Source organism: Serratia sp. D1N4 (assembly GCF_054552755.1).
In genome coordinates this window covers 1,605,917-1,628,357 of the sequence record NZ_CM137274.1, presented here as the reverse complement: position 1 = coordinate 1,628,357, position 22,441 = coordinate 1,605,917, and the positions used below count along the sequence as shown (strand labels likewise).

3 protein-coding genes are annotated in these 22,441 nt (G+C 58.2%); all 3 read right to left on the bottom strand.

The genetic code is table 11. From position 1 onward, the window contains the following. Positions 1-219: 219 nt before the first annotated feature. The 3 genes from ACX1CU_RS06955 to ACX1CU_RS06945 all read right to left on the bottom strand — a co-directional run bounded on the left by ACX1CU_RS06955 (position 220) and on the right by ACX1CU_RS06945 (position 21,649). The gene (locus ACX1CU_RS06955) at positions 220-2,469 is read right to left on the bottom strand and encodes a type I secretion system permease/ATPase (RefSeq protein ID WP_459401861.1); all 2,250 of its coding nucleotides are present in this window, start codon (positions 2,467-2,469) and stop codon (positions 220-222) included. 385 nt (positions 2,470-2,854) lie between these two features. Continuing rightward, on the bottom strand, positions 2,855-3,754 hold the full coding sequence (locus ACX1CU_RS06950; protein WP_459401860.1) for an OmpA family protein: 900 nt from the start codon (positions 3,752-3,754) through the stop codon (positions 2,855-2,857). 162 nt (positions 3,755-3,916) lie between these two features. Beyond that, positions 3,917-21,649: an Ig-like domain-containing protein gene (locus ACX1CU_RS06945; protein WP_459401859.1), complete on the bottom strand. Its 17,733-nt coding sequence runs from the start codon at positions 21,647-21,649 to the stop codon at positions 3,917-3,919. Positions 21,650-22,441: the final 792 nt, after the last annotated feature.

The following is a 22,441-nucleotide window of genomic DNA, read 5'->3' as shown; positions in this document are numbered from 1 at the left end:
GCCGCATTCACTGTAATTGTCTTTGCCTCGGTCTCTTTTATTCTCAAACTCTTTTTACTGCTGCTGTCAGCATCATCAGAGATGGCTAATATCACGTCATCCTTGCTCATCGATTGTTCCTTGTTGGCAGATACCCAGCACTTTCCAGGATGCAACAGCCGGAGCTACCTGCATCCTGAAACAGAGGGGGTATTGCTGATTGTTGCCGCCTGCTTGCGATTAATGTGGCTGATTCAGTTGGGTCACTTTCGCGCCATTCTTCTGGCCGTTGGCACTCAGCATGGCAATGACCTGATCTTTCGGGCCGTCGGCCATGACGTGCCCGTCATCCAGGACAATCAGACGGTCAAAAATATTCAGCACGGACATCCGGTGCGTCACAATCACCAGCGTTTGCCCTTCAATGGCTTTTTGCAGCTGGCGAATAAACAGGGTTTCCGTCATCGCATCCATGGAGCTGGTCGGTTCGTCCATCAACAGCACTTTCGGCCGCAACAGCAGACAACGTGCCAGGGCAACCAGCTGTTTCTGCCCACCGGACAGCGCGTTACCCATTTCCCCAACCGGCATGTCATAGCCCAGCGGATGTTTGGCCGCGATACGATCCAACCCGGTCATCTGGGCGACACGCAGGAACTCTTCCGTGCTGGCGCTCGGCTTGCCGATCGTCACGTTGAAGCGCAAGGTGCCGCTGAACAACCGGCAATCCTGCCCGACATACCCGACCGCCGCGCGCCAGTCCGCCGGATCGACCTGGGTTGCATCCACACCGTCAATCGAGATCTGGCCGCTGCGTTGCTGATAAATCCGCGCCATCACCCGCAACAGCGTTGACTTGCCGCTGCCGATGCTGCCGATAATCGCTACACGCTCACCGGCCTTGATGGTGATATTGATATTATCCAGGATCGACGGCGGCACCATCATGCCGGGCACCGCGTAAGCAAACGCCACCTTCTTCAAGCGCAGGTTGCCGTCAAATTTCGGGGTCGGCAGGTAGTTGATCGCCGGATCGCGTTCTGTCGGCAGATCCATCAGCTGATTCAGTGACTTCAACGCCGTTTTGGCATGTTGATAGCGTAATGCCAGCCCAACCACCGCCGCCAGTGGCGCCAGTGAACGACCGGACAGGATAACCACCCCGATCATCGACCCCATGGTAAGCTCACCCGCATGGATCAGATAGACACCAAACACCACGATCACCACGGTGCACACCTGTTGCATAAAGGTGACAAAGTTCGACGTCAGCGCCGAAAGGTAACGGGTTTTCATCGAGGAAGCGGCCGCCAGCGCGCTGATATCGTCCCAGCGTTTTTGCATCACGCCTTCCCCCTGAGCCGCCTTCAGCGCCTCCATCCCTTCAATGGACTCGATCAACATCCCCTGTTTCTGCGAGATTTCACGGATGTTTTCACCCATATAACGGCTGAGCGGCCATTGGATGATGACGCTGACCAGCAAGATAATCGGCACCGCCGCCAGCGGCACTATCGCCAGTTGCCCACCGATCATGTAGATAACGAACATGAACAAGATACAGAACGGCAGATCTGACAGCGTCGACAGCGTGGCCGAGGTGGCAAAATCACGCACGGCCTCGAAATCACGCAGTTGGTTGGCGAAGGTTCCCGTCGATTGCGGCTTGCTTTCCATGCGCATCGCCATCACCTGACGGAACAGTTTTGCCCCGACAATCAGGTCAGCCTTTTTACCCGCCACATCAATCAGATAGGTACGAACCTGGCGGGAAGTGAACTCGAACACAATGGCAATCAGCACCCCAATCGCCAATGACCACAAGGTGACGTAAGCCTGGGTCGGGATGACGCGATCGTAGACGTTCATGGTGAAAAAGGTGCTGGCCAGCGTCAGGATGTTGGCCAGCAGTGCCGCCGTGGCCGCACTGTAAAAATAGTGCCGATAGCGCCACAGCGTAGAGAACAGCCAGTGACCTTCACGATTAGCCTGCGGCAGAATGTCATCATCCAGACGCGTATCCAGTTTAGGCTTGGGGCTTGCCACCATGACATAGCCCGTGGTTGACAACTCCGCCTGCGGAATGCTGATGATACCGCCACTTTCAGGTACCACCACCTGATAGCCGTAGTGGCCTCGTTTACCGGTTCGCGCGGCGACAATGCAGTAAGTCCCGTCGGCGCGAGCAACCACTAATGGGAAGAGATAAGAGGAGATATTGGCCAGATCGCGTTTGATCCAACCGGCAGCGATACCGATCTGGTCCAGCATGCGCAGCGCCAGTTCAGGCTCTAACTTGTCGCCACGGGGTAACCCGGCATACAGCACTTCTTTACTGGCCAGCTTGTTGTAGTGTTGACACAACCATTCAACGGCCCACAGCAATGAATCTTTGCCATGGTCTTCTATATAGTCAAACTCTCGCGACTGAATCGCCGGAGCCTCAGGAATCTCCGGTAACTCTGAAGACACCGACAATTGTTCACTCATAATCTTTCCCTGGTTTTACTTAAAGACTGTGATTTAGCATCCAAGCTAAACATTAGATATATCTTAACACAGAGAATATATTGACCACTGCAAGAAAGAACATAAGTGTCTACTTAAAATACAGCCCAAGAAAATAAGAAAATGCCTAGAAAACCCTTTTTGTGTAACCAAAGGAAACAAAAAGTCAAATTGATTAAATTATTGGACGGGGATATTTAAGTGTATTTTTTAACAGCCAAAAAAAATAGAACAGCAAGGAATTCTGAGGGTAACGCTAAAAATCAAACCTCTCTATACCACCTCCACCAATAATGTCAAAAATAGAAGGGCTACTCTATTTCTATTGTAGCCCTTTGTTTAACAATGCTAAGTCAGAACTGGACTATTATCTGACAATAATATCCACACGACGGCTATTGATATTGCAACCAGCCCCCTGATGATTCGCACTGGCAACACAACCTTCAGCGCTTTGAGCTACGCCCATACCGCTGACGTTAGTGATCAGGCTCTCGCTGATGCCAGCATTGATCAATGCCTCGCGGATCGTATTGGCTCTGGCCTGTGACAAGCGCTGGTTTGACGCTGGGTTACCGATGGCATCGGTGTAACCTACCAGTTGAATGTCAGCGGCGCTATTTCCCTGCTTGAGAAACGCAATTACGTTATCCAATTTAGCCACTGAGGACGGCAAAATAGAACCGTAGTCGCTCTTGCCAAAACGGAACTGTACGCCTTCCTGAATCAGCACTGCGCCGCCACCGTTGACATACTCGCAAGGTTTGACCTGTGAAGCACGGCTGATGATACGCGTTTGCTTACGCATAGACTGCAAGTCAGCCTCTGCTGTCGCCCTTTCAACCAAGGCCGCCGTACCGCCATTTGCCCCTGGATTTACTTGCAAGAAATAGGTCTCTGAACCCTTAACACTAAGATGATGTGCTGGATTCTGTTTCCCTTGATACAACGGCTGATCCTGGAAGTAGGACTCAATCGCATGCCCACCCGGCGCCACACAAAACACGGTAAATTCGCCAGGCAGCAATGCTGATTGCAGTTCGCGATCCACATTGATAGTTGCTGGAAGATTACCTTGTGGATAATAAAAGACGACCTGAGCCAGCTCCGGTACGACTTTCGCCACAGGACGATAAGCATTTGTGGTATCAGCAGAAGATTGATTGTTGTATACCAACTCAGCAGATGCGGTAAAACAACACAATCCCGCAGCTAAAGTTAATACTGCAATATTGACGTATTTAAATCCATTACGAACAGCTTTCATTATATGCTCCAGGCTCACCTGATATATTCATCCATAAACGGCGACAACTTTCCGGGATCCGTTATCACACCTAAGATGTGATATATCCAAAAATGTTTACCAGATAATTAAATAACAACAAAATAGAACCCGCAGTTTTTACACTGCGGGTTCCGTTACCGGTTAAACAATGATTTGGTTATTCTGCAATAACGTTTCCAGATCGGTATGCACATTCGCCAACGTCACTACGCTGGTGAAGCTATGCTGCCCGCCCTGACCATCACGGTCGATGCTGATCACCGTATCGTTACCAGAAGTCTCTACCTTCAGATATTTGAGAATACCCTGGGAAGAGTAGTCCAACTCCATCTTGCCATCATCCTGGAAGAAGGAGATCGGGCCGTTGTAATCCAGCAGATCGCTCAGATCGATCAGATCCGCGTCACCGTTACTCACTACGTCGCCAACCTTGAAGCCATGGACTGTGTCGTGACCGTTACCGCCCGTCCCGTCATTATCCAGACCTGCCAACACCTTATACATCAGGGTGTCGTTACCGCCGTTAGTCAGGTAGAACGTATCGTTGCCACCCCGGCCTTCAAACAGGTTGTTCGCCGAGTTGTCGGTAAAGCTGTCGCCCTGGTTGCTACCGATCAAGCCTTCGATACTGTTCAACGTGTCGTTGCCCTGACCCGTTGCGGTCTTCATCATCAGGTTGGCAGTGATCGCGCTTGATGAACGGCTGTAATCGACGATGTCCATCCCTGCCGTAGCACTCCAGACCGACTGGCCGCTCACCACCTGGTTCCAACCGCCACCCCCGGTGTAGGTATCGTCACCCGCCGAACTGAAGAAGGTGTCGTTATACCCGGTGCCGGTAATGCCACTCGGCCCGGTGGTATTGTTGGCATCGTTGGTGTTTTCCGCCGTCAGCACATAAGCATCATGCGCCTTACCGGTAGTCAACCCACCCCAGCTTTCATTCACCGTGGTGTTGATGTTGCCCCCCTGCTCACCGGCAACTGCCCCCACGTGGTTAGCCGTGCCGTTGGTGATGCGCAGCAGCTGTACCGAGTACACTTCGTCCGGGTTCAACCCGAAGAAGCTCACCAGGCCCATGCTGTTGCTGGAGCCGGACGCCTGCGGGTTAATCAGCTGCGTCGCCACCAGGTTACCGTGCGAGTCATACAGCTTGACGGTGTTGCTGTAGAAGGTATTGATGCCGTTGCCGTCAACAATACGGATCTGCAGGCTGGTCCCGTCCGCCGCGATGTTGGTGTTTTTCACCAGCAGCGTTGGTGCAGCCGCATCACCCGATACCACTGCGGCGTCAGCGCCGGAACGGTACAACACCAGGTCCATCGAGCCATCCCAGTCATAATCCAGCGCTACCGCACCCGTCAGGTTGTTGTAGGTCCCGCTGGTCAGGCTGACCGCATTGGTCCCCCACACGTTGTTACCCTGGTTCTGATACAACACCGGGCTGCCGGTCACGCCAGAGCGTGGAACTTCGATGATGTCCATCTTGCCATCGTGGTTCCAGTCCACCGCCAGCGAGGTGCCGCCATCCAGCTTGTCACCAAACCACAGCGCCTGCGCATCGGTAGCCATCAGCTTGCCGGTACCGTCGTTCAGGTAGATACGGCTTTCGTCACTGTTCGCCCCCGCCTTCGAACCACGGCTCAGGAACAGATCCAGCCAGCCATCACCGTTATAGTCGGCATAGGTCATCGAGATCGACATATTACCGTAGTCAACATGGCCGTCATCACGGAACACGTTGGCGTAATACCCCACCTGGCCAAAATTGGTCGAGGTGGTGCCGTTGGTCTGGTTATACAGGATCCCCAGTCCACGAGAAGTATTGCCTATTGCGGTCGTGCCGTTGTAGTCAATGTGCGCGGTGATATCCACCGTGCCGTTGTTGTCGATATCGACCGCCCCCACTTCGTGCAACACGCTCAGCCCGGCCGGAATGGCCCCTCCAGGGTGTCCGGCAGCAAAACCGCTAGCCTGCTCGTAGGTCAGCGTCCCATTGACGTTCTTGATGAACGAAATGGAGTCCGCTTCTGAGTCAGCCAGCACGAAGTCCAGGTAACCATCACCCTGACGGTCATAGGCAATCGCGCCTCCCAGGTGATTCAACGTACCCTGATAAAGCGCCTTCGGCGCGTAGCTGCCGTCAGCATTCTGCATCCAGTAAGCAGTATATCCACCATTGCCGTATGAACTGACCTGCGACATCACATCGGTCAAGCCATCGCGGTTGATATCCGCAAAAGTGGCCGAGTTGATAAAGCGACCATAGCTCCCCTCACTCACGTTATAGCCGGCCCCGTTGGCAACAGTTGGCTCCGCCAGATACTTCGAGAGGTAATCCTCCTGCGACGTCATGTTGTACACACGACCGGCGTTGGCCGCCGTGGCTCCTGAAGTTCCACGCACGCTCTGGAAGAACGACCACAAACCGTCACTGCCAATCGTCACCGCTGCGGCGTTCAGGCCCCAACCATCAGCATCGGTCGTGCCGCCCCACTTCTGCTCAATCAGCGTACTGCCGCCACCCTCGGTCACCCCGATGCTGGTTGACGAGCTCATGGCTGAACGGTTACCCGCCTCATCCCACACCATAAACGCGATGTTATGCGCGCCAGATGGCAGTGTGGTGCTCAATGTCCAGGTACCATCCGCGGCAACTTTAGCAAACCCGAGAACCTGATCCAGACCTTCTTGGTAGGTCCCGTTACGGTTCACGTCGCTGACCAGCGATACAATCGCCCCGGCTTCAACCTTGCCATAAGTGCTGCTGTTGAAGACGAACGTAGTGGTGTTATCCACAATCTGCGGCACATTTGGTGCACCGAGAATGCTGTTCGGCGCTTCCAGATCGATCACCACCTGGTAATTGCTGGCAAAGTTGGTGTTGGTGCCAACGTTACCGGCAGAATCAATCACCCGCAGTTGGTAATCCACCGTGGTGCTCTGCGTAGCCGCATCCAGTGTGTAATGCCACTCGCTTCCGCTCTGTGACAGCAGCGTTTTCCAGGTTTTGCCATTATCCAGCGAAATCTGCAGATACTGGTTGGCCTGCAATGCAGCACTCAGGTTGCCGTTCACCGTTACGGTACGGTCACGGGTGACCATATCGCCGTTGGTTTGCGTTGCACTGTGGCTGAACAGATCGCCGCTCACCAGACCATTGCTGGTATCAGTAGTGATACTCGTGGTGGTGGTGAGGCCATTCAGGTTCGGCCCACCGGTCGCGATGGTCAGTGCATGCGTATCGGTGCTGCCGATATTGCCTGCCTGATCAACCACCCGTGCGTTGATAGTGTAGTTACCCGAGCTCAGCGGCTGGCTTTGCAGGTCCACCGTCCAGTTGCTGGCCGTGGTGCTGGCCGCTTTGGTCCAGGTCTTGCCACCATCCACACTGACTTCGACCCACTCATCGGCCTGAAGCGCCTTGTTCAGCGTACCGTTAATCAACAGCGTGTTATCGCTGGTGTTAAAGTCAGTATCGCTGACCCCTAGGTCATCACTGATCGACGTGATCGCGATAGTCGCATCCGAGATCGCCGTGTCAACAATGATGGTCCATGGTGCACTGACCGCCCCCGCGTTACCCGCCTTATCGGTAGCAACCGCAACCAGCGTGTAGCTGCCGTCGGTTAACGCCTTGTCATCGGTCAGTACCAACACCCACTGGCCATTGTTGTCAGCCAGCGCCGTCCCCAACAGAACACGGTTTGACGCATCGATCTGATTGTAAATCTGAACGGTGCTGTTGGCTTCAGCCGTACCTTTGATTTCAGGCGTCGTGTCGTTAGTCGCATGACCGCTGGTCACGGTACCGAGTACTGGCATTGTATTGTCCACAACGTCAGTAATATTCGGTGCCAGAGGTGCCACAGTATCAATGGTCAGGCTGAAGTTAACAGGCGTTAACGGATTACCTGAAGCATCAGTACCACTGATCACAAAGTTATGGACACCTTCGCTCAACGCCGTCTGCGGCTCGAAGCTCCAGTTACCTGATGCCTCAACCTTCACGCTGCCCAGAACCGTACTGGCACCATCTTTGATGGTAACAATGCTGCCCGCAGTCGCGGTACCCGCAAACGTTGGTGTGCTGTCGTTAGTCACATCGCCATTGTTCAACAGACGTGTACCACTATCAGGTTCAACGTTATCGATCACCTGCTGCAGTTTTAGATCGCCTGGCACCGTATCGACAGTGATAGCAATGCCATCAACTTTGCCGCTGCTGTTGCCTGCTTTATCCGTCACTTCAGTGGCGAACTGATAATTACCATCCGGCAACGCTGCCGTCGGCGTATAGACCCAACTGCCGTCTGGGCTGGTGACCGTCACGCTGCCAATTGCTTCATTGTTAGCGTAAATGGTAACCGTGCTGCCAGTTTCCGCATTGCCTTTAAAGGTTGGCGTGTTGTCATCACTCACGGCACCGTTGGCCAATGGCCCCTGTACAGACCCTTCGTCATCGCTGACGGTCAGACCGGATACCGGATTCGGTGGCGTTGCGTCGATGGTGATCGCCTGAGAGCCACTGTGCGCACTCTCTTGACCAGCACTGTTGGTTCCCGTCACGCTGAAGTTGTAAACACCATCCGGCAGTTTAGTGGTTGGCGTAAAGCTCCAACTGCCACCAGGGCCAGCCGTAGTCGTACCTACCACGGTATTACCGTTGTAAATGGTTACGGTGTCGCCTTCCGCAACCGGTGAAGTCCCGCTCAGCGTTGGCGTATTGTCCTTGGTCAAGGCACCGTCTGTCAGAGTGACCTGAGTTGCTCCGCTGTCATCGACAATGCTGCCGATAGTCGGTGCACCCGGCGTCAACGACATGGTGACATCGTAGCTGCTACCAGGCTTGGTGGTATTACCCACTTTATCGGTTTCTGCTACGGTCAGTTTGTTCACGCCATCGTACAGTGACCCGGTTGGCGTCAGTTCCCATGTGCCATCACTACCCACCGTTGTGGTGCCAAGCACCTTGGTGTTGCCATCAGCATCTGTAGTGGAAACCGTAATGGTATCCCCAGTTTCTGCCCCGGTTCCTTTAATGACAGGCTTACGATCGTCCAGAATACCGCCCTGGTTAACCGGCCCAGTCACACTACCCACATTATCCGTCACACCTGTGATGGCAATTTTACTGACATCCGGTGGTGTGAAGTCCAACGTCAGGGTAAAGGTGTTGGACGGATCGCTGACGTTACCCGCCGCATCCGTCGCCGTCACCGTAAAGCGGTGCTCGCCTTCCGCCAGCTTGCTGGTCGGGGTAAAGCTCCACTTGCCCGTGGCATCGGTCTGTACCGAGCCCAGCAACCCGTTCTGATCGGAGATCTTCACGATGCTGTTGGCTTCCGCACGGCCCGACAACGTTGGCGTCGGATCGTCCGTCGCACTGCCGCTGGTCATATTCTGTGGCTGCACGCTGCCCACATCGTCCGCTGCCGCGTCGATAAACGGTGCAGTCGGTGCCACCGAGTCGACCGTAAACGCCCAGTTGCTGCTGGTGCTGACGTTGCCCGCCGGATCCTTGGCGCTGGCGCTCAGGCTGTGTGCGCCCTGACCCAGATCGACCGCTGGCGTAAAGCTCCAGTTGCCGCTGCCGTCCGCCGTCACGCTGCCCAGCACTGTGGTGCCGTCGCTCACCGTCACCACGCTGCCAGCTTTCGCCGTGCCGTTCAGCGTCGGACGGGTGTCGTCCGTCACGCCGTTCTGCTCGATGGTACCCTGCTTGCTGCCCACGTCGTCCGTCAGACCGCCCAGTTGCACCTGACCCGGTACCACGTCCACGTTCACCACCAGATGCTCACCTTCGGCACTGGTGTTGCCCGCTTTATCGGTCACCGTGGTGGTGAAATCGTGCTCACCGTTGGTCAGCGGGGTGCTTGGCGTCAATGTCCAGTTACCGTTCACATCCGCCGTGGTGCTGCCGATCGCCTGGCCTTTGTCCAGCACGGTGACCACGCTGCCCGCTTCCGCTTTGCCGCTGAAGGTTGGCGTGTTGTCGTCGGTCGTAGCGCCCGCCGTCAATGGGCCCTGTACGGCACCAAAGTCGTCGGTGACCACCAGACCGGTGGCCGGGGCCGGTGGCAAGGTGTCAACCACGATACCGAAGTCGCCGGTGGTCGGGCTGACCTGGCCGATGCTGTCCATCACCGAAGCCGTCAGGTTATGGTTACCCTCACTCAACGGGGTGGATGGCGTAAAGCTCCATGCGCCGTTGTTATCAGCGGTGGTGCTGCCGATCGCGGTGGCGCCGTCGTACACGGTCACGATCCCGCCTGGCAACGCCGTCCCTTTCAGGGTCGGGGTGTTGTCATTGGTGACATCGCCCTTCTGCAACGCGCCGGTGTGCGGTTCAGCGTTATCTTCCACCGAGCCGATCACTGGAGCCGCCGGGGCCTGGGTGATGACCGTAAAGCCATACTCCGGTGACGCCACCGTGGTATTACCCACGCTGTCGGTTTCTTTCGCGGTCAAGGCATACAGGCCGTCTGCCAGTGGCAGGGTCGGCTTCAGTGACCAGGTGCCGTCATCTTGCACGGTCGCCGTACCAATCACGGTAGTGCCGTTGTACACCGTAATGGTGTTACCGGCTTCCGCCCCGGTCCCCTTGAGGGTCGGCTGGTTGTCGTCGGTCGTACCGCCAATGGCCACATTGCCTTTGATGGCGCCAACCGCATCATCCACCCCGGTGATCGCGACTTTGCTCGCGTCCGGTGCGCTGAAGTCCAGCGTCAGGGTAAAGGTGTTGGACGGATCGCTGACGTTACCCGCCGCATCCGTTGCCGTCACCGTAAAGCGGTGCTCGCCTTCCGCCAGCTTGCTGGTCGGGGTAAAGCTCCACTTGCCCGTGGCATCGGTCTGTGCCGAGCCCAGCAACCCGTTCTGATCGGCGATCTTCACGATGCTGTTGGCTTCCGCACGGCCCGACAACGTTGGCGTCGGATCGTCCGTTGCACTGCCGCTGGTCATAGCCTGTGGCTGCACGCTGCCCACGTCGTCCGCTGCCGCGTCGATAAACGGTGCAGTCGGTGCCACCGAGTCGACCGTAAACGCCCACTTGCCGCTCTCACTCACGTTGCCCGCCGGATCTTTGGCGCTGGCGCTCAGGCTGTGTGCCCCCTGGCCCAGATCGGTGGTTGGCGTAAAGCTCCAGTTGCCGTTGCCGTCCGCCGTCACGCTGCCCAGCACATTACTGCCGTCGCTCACCGTCACCACGCTGCCAGCTTTCGCCGTGCCGTTCAGCGTCGGACGGGTGTCGTCCGTCACGCCGTTCTGCACGATATTGCCCTGCACGCTGCCCACGTCATCTGCCAGCCCGGTCAATTGTACCTGACCCGGTACCACATCCACATTCACCACCAGATGCTCACCTTCGGCACTGGTGTTGCCCGCTTTATCGGTCACCGTGGTGGTGAAATCGTGCTCGCCGTTGGTCAGCGGGGTGCTTGGCGTCAATGTCCAGTTACCGTTCACATCCGCCGTGGTGCTGCCGATCGCCTGGCCTTTGTCCAGCACGGTGACCACACTGCCCGCTTCCGCTTTGCCGCTGAAGGTTGGCGTGTTGTCGTCGGTAATGCCACCCGCCGTCAATGGGCCCTGCACACTGCCCACATCGTCAGTGACCACCAGACCGGTAGCCGGGGCCGGTGGCAGGGTGTCAACCACGATACCGAAGTCGCCGGTGGTCGGGCTGACCTGGCCGATGCTGTCCATCACCGAAGCCGTCAGGTTGTGGTTACCCTCACTCAGCGGGGTGGATGGCGTAAAGCTCCATGCGCCGTTGTTATCGGCGGTGGTGCTGCCGATCGCGGTGGTGCCGTCGTACACGGTCACGATCCCGCCTGGCAACGCCGTCCCTTTCAGGGTCGGGGTGTTGTCATTGGTGACATCGCCCTTCTGCAACGCGCCGGTGTGCGGTTCAGCGTTATCTTCCACCGAGCCGATCACTGGAGCCGCCGGGGCCTGGGTGATGACCGTAAAGCCATACTCCGGTGACGCCACCGTGGTATTACCCACGCTGTCGGTTTCTTTCGCGGTCAAGGTCACCAGACCGTCTGCCAATGGCAGGGTCGGCTTCAGTGACCAGGTGCCGTCATCTTGCACGGTCGCCGTACCAATCACGGTAGTGCCGTTGTACACCGTAATGGTGTTACCGGCTTCCGCCCCGGTCCCCTTGAGGGTCGGCTGGTTGTCGTCGGTCGTACCGCCAATGGCCACATTGCCTTTGATGGCGCCAACCGCATCATCCACCCCGGTGATCGCGACTTTGCTCGCATCCGGTGCGCTGAAGTCCAGCGTCAGGGTAAAGGTGTTGGACGGATCGCTGACGTTACCCGCCGCATCCGTTGCCGTCACCGTAAAGCGGTGCTCGCCTTCCGCCAGCTTGCTGGTCGGGGTAAAGCTCCACTTGCCCGTGGCATCGGTCTGTGCCGAGCCCAGCAACCCGTTCTGATCGGAGATCTTCACGATGCTGTTGGCTTCCGCACGGCCCGACAACGTTGGCGTCGGATCGTCCGTCGCACTGCCGCTGGTCATAGCCTGTGGCTGCACGCTGCCCACGTCGTCCGCTGCCGCGTCGATAAACGGTGCAGTCGGTGCCACCGAGTCGACCGTAAACGCCCACTTGCCGCTCTCACTCACGTTGCCCGCCGGATCTTTGGCGCTGGCGCTCAGGCTGTGTGCGCCCTGGCCCAGATCGGTGGTTGGCGTAAAGCTCCAGTTGCCGTTGCCGTCCGCCGTCACGCTGCCCAGCACATTACTGCCGTCGCTCACCGTCACCACGCTGCCAGCTTTCGCCGTGCCGTTCAGCGTCGGACGGGTGTCGTCCGTCACGCCGTTCTGCTCGATGGCGCCCTGCTTGCTGCCCACGTCGTCGACCAGACCGCCCAGTTGCACCTGACCCGGTACCACGTCCACGTTCACCACCAGATGCTCACCTTCAGCACTGGTGTTGCCCGCTTTATCGGTCACCGTGGTGGTGAAATCGTGCTCGCCGTTGGTCAGCGGGGTACTTGGCGTCAATGTCCAGTTGCCCTTGTCATCTGCCGTGGTGCTGCCGATCGCCTGGCCTTTGTCCAGCACGGTGACCACGCTGCCCGCTTCCGCTTTGCCGCTGAAGGTTGGCGTGTTGTCGTCGGTCGTAGCGCCCGCCGTCAATGGGCCCTGTACGGCACCAAAGTCGTCGGTGACCACCAGACCGGTGGCCGGGGCCGGTGGCAAGGTGTCAACCACGATACCGAAGTCGCCGGTGGTCGGGCTGACCTGGCCGATGCTGTCCATCACCGAAGCCGTCAGGTTGTGGTTACCCTCACTCAGCGGGGTGGATGGCGTAAAGCTCCACGCGCCGTTGGTATCAGCAGTGGTGCTGCCGATCGCGGTGGTGCCGTCGTACACGGTCACGGTGCCGCCTGGCAACGCCGTCCCTTTCAGGGTCGGGGTGTTGTCATTGGTGACATCGCCCTTCTGCAACGCGCCGGTGTGCGGTTCAGCGTTATCTTCCACCGAGCCGATCACCGGGGCCGCCGGGGCCTGGGTGATAACGGTAAAGCCATACTCCGGTGACGCCACCGTGGTGTTGCCCACGCTGTCGGTTTCTTTCGCGGTCAAGGCATACAGACCGTCTGCCAGTGGCAGGGTCGGCTTCAGTGACCAGGTGCCGTCATCTTGCACGGTCGCCGTACCAATCACGGTAGTGCCGTTGTACACCGTAATGGTGTTACCGGCTTCCGCCCCGGTCCCCTTGAGGGTCGGCTGGTTGTCGTCGGTCGTACCGCCAATGGCCACATTGCCTTTGATGGCGCCAACCGCATCATCCACCCCGGTGATCGCGACTTTGCTTGCGTCCGGTGCGCTGAAGTCCAGCGTCAGAGTAAAGGTGTTGGACGGATCGCTGACGTTACCTGCCTTGTCCGTGGCCGTCACCGTAAAGCGGTGCTCGCCTTCCGCCAGCTTGCTGGTCGGGGTAAAGCTCCACTTGCCCGTGGCATCGGTCTGTGCCGAGCCCAGCAACCCGTTCTGATCGGAGATCTTCACGATGCTGTTGGCTTCCGCACGGCCCGACAACGTTGGCGTCGGATCGTCCGTTGCACTGCCGCTGGTCATAGCCTGTGGCTGCACGCTGCCCACGTCGTCCGCTGCCGCGTCGATAAACGGTGCGTTCGGTGCCACCGAGTCGACCGTAAACGCCCACTTGCCGCTGGTGCTGACGTTGCCCGCCGGATCCTTGGCGCTGGCGCTCAGGCTGTGTGCGCCCTGACCCAGATCGACCGCTGGCGTAAAGCTCCAGTTGCCGCTGCCGTCCGCCGTCACGCTGCCCAGCACTGTGGTGCCGTCGCTCACCGTCACCACGCTGCCAGCTTTCGCCGTGCCGTTCAGCGTCGGACGGGTGTCGTCCGTCACGCCGTTCTGCTCGATGGCGCCCTGCTTGCTGCCCACGTCGTCCGTCAGACCGCCCAGTTGCACCTGACCCGGTACCACGTCCACGTTCACCACCAGATGCTCACCTTCGGCACTGGTGTTGCCCGCTTTATCGGTCACCGTGGTGGTGAAATCGTGCTCGCCGTTGGTCAGCGGGGTACTTGGCGTCAATGTCCAGTTACCGTTCACATCCACCGTGGTGCTGCCGATCGCCTGGCCTTTGTCCAGCACGGTGACCACGCTGCCCGCTTCCGCTTTGCCGCTGAAGGTTGGCGTGTTGTCGTCGGTCGTAGCGCCCGCCGTCAATGGGCCCTGTACGGCACCAAAGTCGTCGGTGACCACCAGACCGGTGGCCGGGGCCGGAGGCAGGGTGTCAACCACGATACCGAAGTCGCCGGTGGTCGGGCTGACCTGGCCGATGCTGTCCATCACCGAAGCCGTCAGGTTGTGGTTACCCTCACTCAGCGGGGTGGATGGCGTAAAGCTCCAGTTACCGTTGGTATCGACGGTGGTGGTACCGATCGCGGTGGTGCCGTCGTACACGGTCACGGTGCCGCCTGGCAACGCCGTCCCTTTCAGGGTCGGGGTGTTGTCATTGGTGACATCGCCCTTCTGCAACGCGCCGGTGTGCGGTTCAGCGTTATCTTCCACCGAGCCGATCACCGGGGCCGCCGGGGCCTGGGTGATGACCGTAAAGCCATACTCCGGTGACGCCACCGTGGTATTACCCACGCTGTCGGTTTCTTTCGCGGTCAAGGTCACCAGACCGTCTGCCAGTGGCAGGGTCGGCTTCAGTGACCAGGTACCGTCATCTTGCACGGTCGCCGTACCAATCACGGTAGTGCCGTTGTACACCGTAATGGTGTTACCGGCTTCCGCCCCGGTCCCCTTGAGGGTCGGACGGTTATCGTCGGTCGAACCACCGGCTACCACATTGCCTTTGATGGCGCCAACCGCATCATCCACCCCGGTGATCGCCACAAGGCTTGCGTCCGGTGCGCTGAAGTCCAGCGTCAGGGTAAAGGTGTTGGACGGATCGCTGACGTTACCCGCCGCATCCGTTGCCGTCACCGTAAAGCGGTGTTCGCCTTCCGCCAGCTTGCTGGTCGGGGTAAAGCTCCACTTGCCCGTGGCATCGGTCTGTGCCGAGCCCAGCAACCCGTTCTGATCGGAGATCTTCACGATGCTGTTGGCTTCCGCACGGCCCGACAACGTTGGCGTCGGATCGTCCGTTGCACTGCCGCTGGTCATAGCCTGTGGCTGCACGCTGCCCACGTCGTCCGCTGCCGCGTCGATAAACGGTGCAGTTGGTGCCACCGAGTCGACCGTAAACGCCCAGCTACCGCTGGTGCTGACGTTGCCCGCCGGATCCTTGGCGCTGGCGCTCAGGCTGTGTGCGCCCTGGCCCAGATCGGTGGTTGGCGTAAAGCTCCAGTTGCCGCTGCCGTCCGCCGTCACGCTGCCCAGCACTGTGGTGCCGTCGCTCACCGTCACCACGCTGCCAGCTTTCGCCGTGCCGTTCAGCGTCGGACGGGTATCGTCCGTCACGCCGTTCTGCACGATATTGCCCTGCACGCTGCCCACGTCATCTGCCAGCCCGGTCAATTGTACCTGACCCGGTACCACGTCCACGTTCACCACCAGATGCTCACCTTCGGCACTGGTGTTGCCCGCTTTATCGGTCACCGTGGTGGTGAAATCGTGCTCGCCGTTGGTCAGCGGGGTGCTTGGCGTCAATGTCCAGTTACCGTTCACATCCGCCGTGGTGCTGCCGATCGCCTGGCCTTTGTCCAGCACGGTGACCACGCTGCCCGCTTCCGCTTTGCCGCTGAAGGTTGGCGTGTTGTCGTCGGTCGTAGCGCCCGCCGTCAATGGGCCCTGTACGGCACCAAAGTCGTCGGTGACCACCAGACCGGTAGCCGGGGCCGGAGGCAGAGTATCGATCACGATACCGAAGTCGCCGGTGGTCGGGCTGACCTGGCCGATGCTGTCCATCACCGAAGCCGTCAGGTTGTGGTTACCCTCACTCAGCGGGGTGGATGGCGTAAAGCTCCATGCGCCGTTGTTATCAGCAGTGGTGCTGCCGATCGCGGTGGTGCCGTCGTACACGGTCACGATCCCGCCTGGCAACGCCGTCCCTTTCAGGGTCGGGGTGTTGTCATTGGTGACATCGCCCTTCTGCAACGCGCCGGTGTGCGGTTCAGCGTTATCTTCCACCGAGCCGATCACCGGGGCCGCCGGGGCCTGGGTGCTCACCGTAAAGCCGTATTCTGCCGACGGTGCGGTGGTATTGCCCACGCTGTCGGTTTCTTTCGCGGTCAGGGTCACCAGACCGTCTGCCAGTGGCAGGGTCGGCTTCAGTGACCAGGTGCCATCGACCTGGACCGTCGCGGTGCCGATCACGGTGCTGCCGTTGTACACCGTAATGGTGTTACCGGCTTCCGCCCCGGTCCCCTTGAGGGTTGGACGGTTGTCGTCTGTGATCCCATCCACAGCCACATTGCCTTTGATGGCCCCAACCGCATCGTCCACGCCGGTGATCGCCACTTTGCTCGCATCCGGTGCAGAATAGTCGGTAGTCAGGTCAAACGACTCGGATGGCGCACTGGTGTTGCCCGCTTTGTCCGTTGCCGTGGTGGTGATGCTGTGTTCGCCTTCCACCAGTGGGGTGGTCGGGGTAAACGACCACGCGCCGTTGTTGTCGGTCACGACCGAACCCAACAGTTTATCGTTGTCGTACACCTTGATGGTGCTGCCCGGCTCTGCTGACCCGTTGAAAGTCGGGTTGGCGTCGTCGGTCACGCTGCCGCTGCTCAATGGCCCGCGCACATCGCCCACGTCGTCAATCGCCCCGCCAATCACCGGCTGTGCTGGGGCTTCAGTGTCCACCTTCAGCTCAAACGCCGGGGAGGTCACGCTGTTACCCGCCGCATCTTCTGCGGTCACGGTCAGGCTGTGGTTGCCTTCACCCAGGTCGGTCTCTGGCGTAAAGCTCCAACTGCCGTCCGGATTCACGGTGGTGGTGCCCAGCACGGTGTCACCGTCTTTCACGGTCACGGTGCTGCCCGGCTTGCCGCTGCCGTTCAGTTCTGGACGCGCGTCGTCCGTCACATCGCCCGGTTGCAGGCTGCCGGTATTCGGCCCCACGTTGTCGTTAACGGAACCCAACTGAACCAGGACCGGGGTGTCGTCCACCACGATATTCACGCCCGGGCTCGGCTCGCTCACGTTGCCTGCCGGATCGGTCACGGTGGTGCTCAGGGTGTGATCGCCGTTATCCAGCGGTTCACTCGGGGTGAACGTCCAGTTGCCGTTCTCGTCGATCACGGTGCTGCCAATTTCGTTGCCGTTGTCGATCACCGTCACGGTGCCGCCCGGCTCACCTTTGCCGCTCAGGGTTGGTGAACGGTCATCGGTAGTCTCACCCGGCTTCACTTCACCGGTCTTCTCACCCACGTTGTCGGTGATGACAATTTCGGTGGCCGAATCTGGCACCGTGGTGTCAATGACGATACCGAAGCTGCCGCTTGGCGCGCTGACGTTACCCGCCGCATCGGTCGCGGTGATATTCAGGCTGTGGCTGCCGTCTTTCAACGCAACGTCCGGTGTGAAGCTCCACTTGCCGTTGGCATCGGCGGTCACCGAACCAATGGCCTGGCCGTTGTCAGAGACAGTGACAATGCTGCCCGCTTCGGCAGTACCGCTCAGGGTCGGGGTGCTGTCGTTGGTAACATCGCCCTTTTGCAGTGCACCGACGTGTGGCTCGGCGTTATCGACTACGCTGGTGATCGCTGGCTGCGTCGGCACGGTAATGTCGACGTTGAGGTCATACGAAGGGGTGCTTGGCGTGGTCTTATTGCCTGCCGCATCCACCGCCACGATGGTCAGTTGGTTCTGGCCTTCCAGCAGCGGGGTGGCTGGCGTCAGTGACCAGGTGCCATTGGCCTGCACGGTGGTGCTGCCAATCGGGTGGTTACCCGCCGCATCGGCTGCGTACACGATGATGGTGTCACCGGCGGTACCGATACCGCTGATCAACGGCTGGCTGTCGTCGGTGATGCCGCCGGACGCAATGGTGCCCTGCTCGCTGCCCACGCGGTCTTGCACGCCAGTGATCGCCAGGAACTCTGGCCCGGTCGGTGACGCGGTGTAGTCGGTGGTCAGGTCGAACGACTCGGATGGCGCACTGGTGTTGCCCGCGGTGTCCGTTGCCGTGGTGGTGATGCTGTGCTCACCCTCCACCAGTGGGGTAGTCGGGGTAAACGACCACGCGCCGTTGTTGTCGGTCACGACCGAACCCAACAGTTTATCGTTGTCGTACACCTTGATGGTGCTGCCCGGCTCCGCTGTCCCGTTGAAGGTCGGGTTGGCGTCGTCGGTCACGCTGCCGCTGCTCAATGGCCCGCGCACGTCGCCCACGTCGTCAATCGCCCCGCCAATCACCGGCTGTGCTGGGGCTTCGGTGTCCACCTTCAGCTCAAACGCTGGCGAGGTCACGCTGTTACCCGCCGCATCTTCTGCGGTCACGGTCAGGCTGTGGTTGCCTTCACCCAGGTCGGTCTCTGGCGTAAAGCTCCAGCTGCCGTCCGGCTTCACGGTGGTGGTGCCCAGCACGGTGTCACCGTCTTTCACGGTCACGGTGCTGCCCGGCTTGCCGCTGCCGTTCAGTTCTGGACGCGCGTCGTCCGTCACATCACCCGGTTGCAGGCTGCCGGTATTCGGCCCCACGTTGTCGTTAACGGAACCCAACTGAACCAGGACCGGGGTGTCGTCCACCACAATGTTCACGCCCGGGCTCGGCTCACTCACGTTGCCTGCCGGATCGGTCACGGTGGTGCTCAGAGTGTGATCGCCGTTATCCAGCGGTTCACTCGGGGTGAACGTCCAGTTGCCGTTCTCGTCGATCACGGTGCTGCCAATTTCTTTGCCGTTGTCGGTCACCGTCACGGTGCCGCCCGGCTCACCTTTCCCGCTCAGGGTCGGTGAACGGTCATCGGTAGTCTCGCCTGGCTTCACTTCACCGGTCTTCTCACCCACGTTATCGGTAATAACAATATCGGTGGCCGAATCTGGCACGGTGGTGTCAATGACGATACCGAAGTTGCCGCTTGGCTGGCTGACGTTACCCGCCGCATCGGTCGCGGTGATATTCAGGCTGTGGTTGCCGTCTTTCATCGCCGTTTCTGGCGTGAAGGTCCACTTGCCGTTGGCATCGGCGGTCACTGAACCAATGGCCTGGCCGTTATCTATCACGGTGACGATGTTACCTGGTGCCGCAGTGCCGCTCAGGGTCGGGGTCGTGTCGTTGGTGACATCGCCTTTCTGCAGTGGCCCGACGTGTGGCTCCGCGTTGTCCACCACGCTGCCGATCGTCGCTTCGGATGAGACAGGAATAAACAGGCTGATGTCATAGCTCGGTGAAGAGAAGCCGGTACGGTTGCCCGCCGGATCCTGCGCCACGATCGCCAGTTGGTTGTTGCCTTCCAGCAGCGGCAGCTCAGGCGTCATGCTCCACTTGCCATCCGGCTGTACCACGGCGCTGCCAATCAGATGCTGACCGGCGCTGTCGGTGGTGTAAACAAACACGGTGTCACCGGCGGTGCCGATACCGCTGATCAGCGGCTGGCTGTCGTCGGTCACCGCGCCGTTATCCACGGCACCCTGGCGATCGCCCACGCGGTCTTCCACGGCGGTAATGGCCAGATGATCCGGGCCCTCCGGCGATGCGGTGGTATCGACGGTAAAGTTCAATGACTCGGACGGCGCACTTTCATTGCCGGCCGGATCGGTTTCGGTCACGGTAATGCTGTGATCGGTTTCAGCCAGCGGGGTCTCTGGCGTGAAGGACCACTTGCCGTTGTCACCCACCACCACGGAGCCGATTTTCTCGCCGCCGTCATAGATGTTGATAACGTTGCCTGGTTCACCCGCGCCACTCAGTTTAGGCTGGGTTTCATCGGTGGAGCCGCCGTTAACAATCGGCCCGGTGATCGGCCCGGTATTATCCTGCGCCTGCGCCACATCCGGTTTGCCCGGTGCCGTGGTATCGACCACGATCTCAATCGGGTTGGACGGTACGCTGGCATTGCCGGCCTGGTCGACTTCGGTCACGACGAGTTGATGGCTGCCTTCAGTCAGAGGCTCATCAACGACGTAGCTCCAGTTGCCCTGATCGTCGACCACGGCAGAGCCCAGTGGCTTACCGTTGTCCGTGATAATGATGACGTTACCGGGCTCACCCACGCCGTTCAGCTGTGGCTGGGTTTCATCCGTCACGCTGCCATTGGTCAACGGGCCAGTGACGCTGCCGGTGTTGTCAAGAATGCTGCCGATAGACGGCTGGGAAGGAGCCTGGGTATCGACCGTAAAGGTCCAGCCGCCAGACTGCTCGCTCTGGTTGCCCGCCGGATCGGTCTGGGAAACGGTCAGGGTATGGCTGCCGTCGGTCAGATCGGTGTCAGGCTTAAAGGACCAGCGGCCATCTTCGTTGACCTCGGTTTCGCCAATCACGATACCATTGTCATAAATGGTGACGGTGCTGCCGACTTCGCCGCTGCCGCTCAGTTCAGGACGCGGATCGTCGGTCATGCCGCCGGCGTTGATTTCACCCACAACATCCCCGACTTTATCCATGACATGCTGGAGGCCCGGCACATCCGGAGGAGTGGTATCGACGTTGAAATTCAGAGAATCGGACGGCGAACTGACGTTGCCTGCCGGATCGGTCTCGGTGATCACCAACTGGTGCGAACCTTCACCCAGTTCAGCGTCAGGGGTAAACGTCCAGTTGCCGTTGCCGTCAATCACCACGCTGCCAATGGCCTGACCGTTGTCATAGACGGTGATGAGGTCACCAGGCGTGCCCTGACCGTTCAGAACCGGGCGAGTTTCGTCGGTGACGCTGCCGTTCTGGATCGCGCCGGTGACGGCACCTTTCTGGTCTAACGCTTCGCCGATGGCGGGTTTGGCCGGTGGGGTGGTATCAGCCGGGTTGTTGTCATCGGTGTTGCGGTTATGATAGGCAATAGCGGCACCAGCGCCGATCGCCGTCGCCGCAGCGACCCAACCGAGCAGACCAAACAAGGCATCATGATTGTCGTCTGAGGAGGTAAATATACCATTGCCGCTGCCTAACGCGGGGCCGCCTAAAGCGGCTGGCGACAACTCACCTTCACCGGTCAGATAGCCATGTTCGTAGCCTTCACCGGACAATGGTACGTAGGCATACAGTTGCCCATCTTCCGCCATGCCCAACAGCACCGGGTTGTTGGCATCACCATTGAAATAATCCTCAATGATAATACTGGCTTTAGTGTCCCCTTCCTGGATAACGTGTAGCGCTTTGCCTACACGTACCAGGGTAATATTCTCCGGTGCAAAATCGTTACCCAGATTTTTCAACAGGTATTTATTACCGTGAATCAGCTTAACTTTAACAGCCTTGTTTGCGTTCGCAGTCAACAGTCGAGTTTTTCCTTCTCCGCTGTTAACAGCCAGAACTATTGTTTTATCCATGTATGTCATAACTCCAGACGTAGTTCCGATTAAAATTCAATTACATTCCCTGATAGCAACCCATACCTCGCATTGTTATACGAGTTAATCACCGAACATCTTATCACCAATTATTCTCTCAAATGATGCCTCCCGAACGGGGTATAACCACACAGAAACAGCACACTAAGTAAAAATAAGAACCACCCAACAAAAAACAAAACTAACCATATGTTTTTAATGATTTTTTAATGACAAAAAACATAAAAAAATACATAATTCTAGGAAAAAATAATCCTTGGATTAAATAAATAATCCATTCCTAGTAGTATGGTTTTAATGATTTTTTAGGATTATTCCAATTCATGCACAATGAAAAACCAACACATAAAGTAGGTTTTTAATTAAAAGAAAAAATAGAGCATGAAACAGTATGAGTGCGTATTGGCACACATAATTTTCATTAGCCTATAAGTCGCTAAAGAGGTAGAAATTGTTGTTGCGGACAAACTCAGAATCCAATGTTGGAAACTGAATCGAGCAGTTCGAAAATCTGCCAGTAGCGACCTTGAATTAGAACGACGCAGACAGCATTTTTAAACGGAGAGGAAGGTCATAGAACATTGCTAACATTTCCCTGTTTTGTGAGCAGCAAGAAGCATAATCAATATGATGAGATAGGATCAAACTCCTTTCCTCCTCTCTCAAACTTCTGGAGTTCCAACACGCTGAGAGAGTATTGGAACAACCTAAAATAGT

Excerpts from the sequence above, each read along its gene's own strand:
- ACX1CU_RS06955 (WP_459401861.1), bottom strand. The coding sequence starts at position 2,469 with ATGAGTGAACAATTGTCGGTGTCTTCAGAGTTACCGGAGATTCCTGAG.
- ACX1CU_RS06950 (WP_459401860.1), bottom strand. The coding sequence starts at position 3,754 with ATGAAAGCTGTTCGTAATGGATTTAAATACGTCAATATTGCAGTATTA.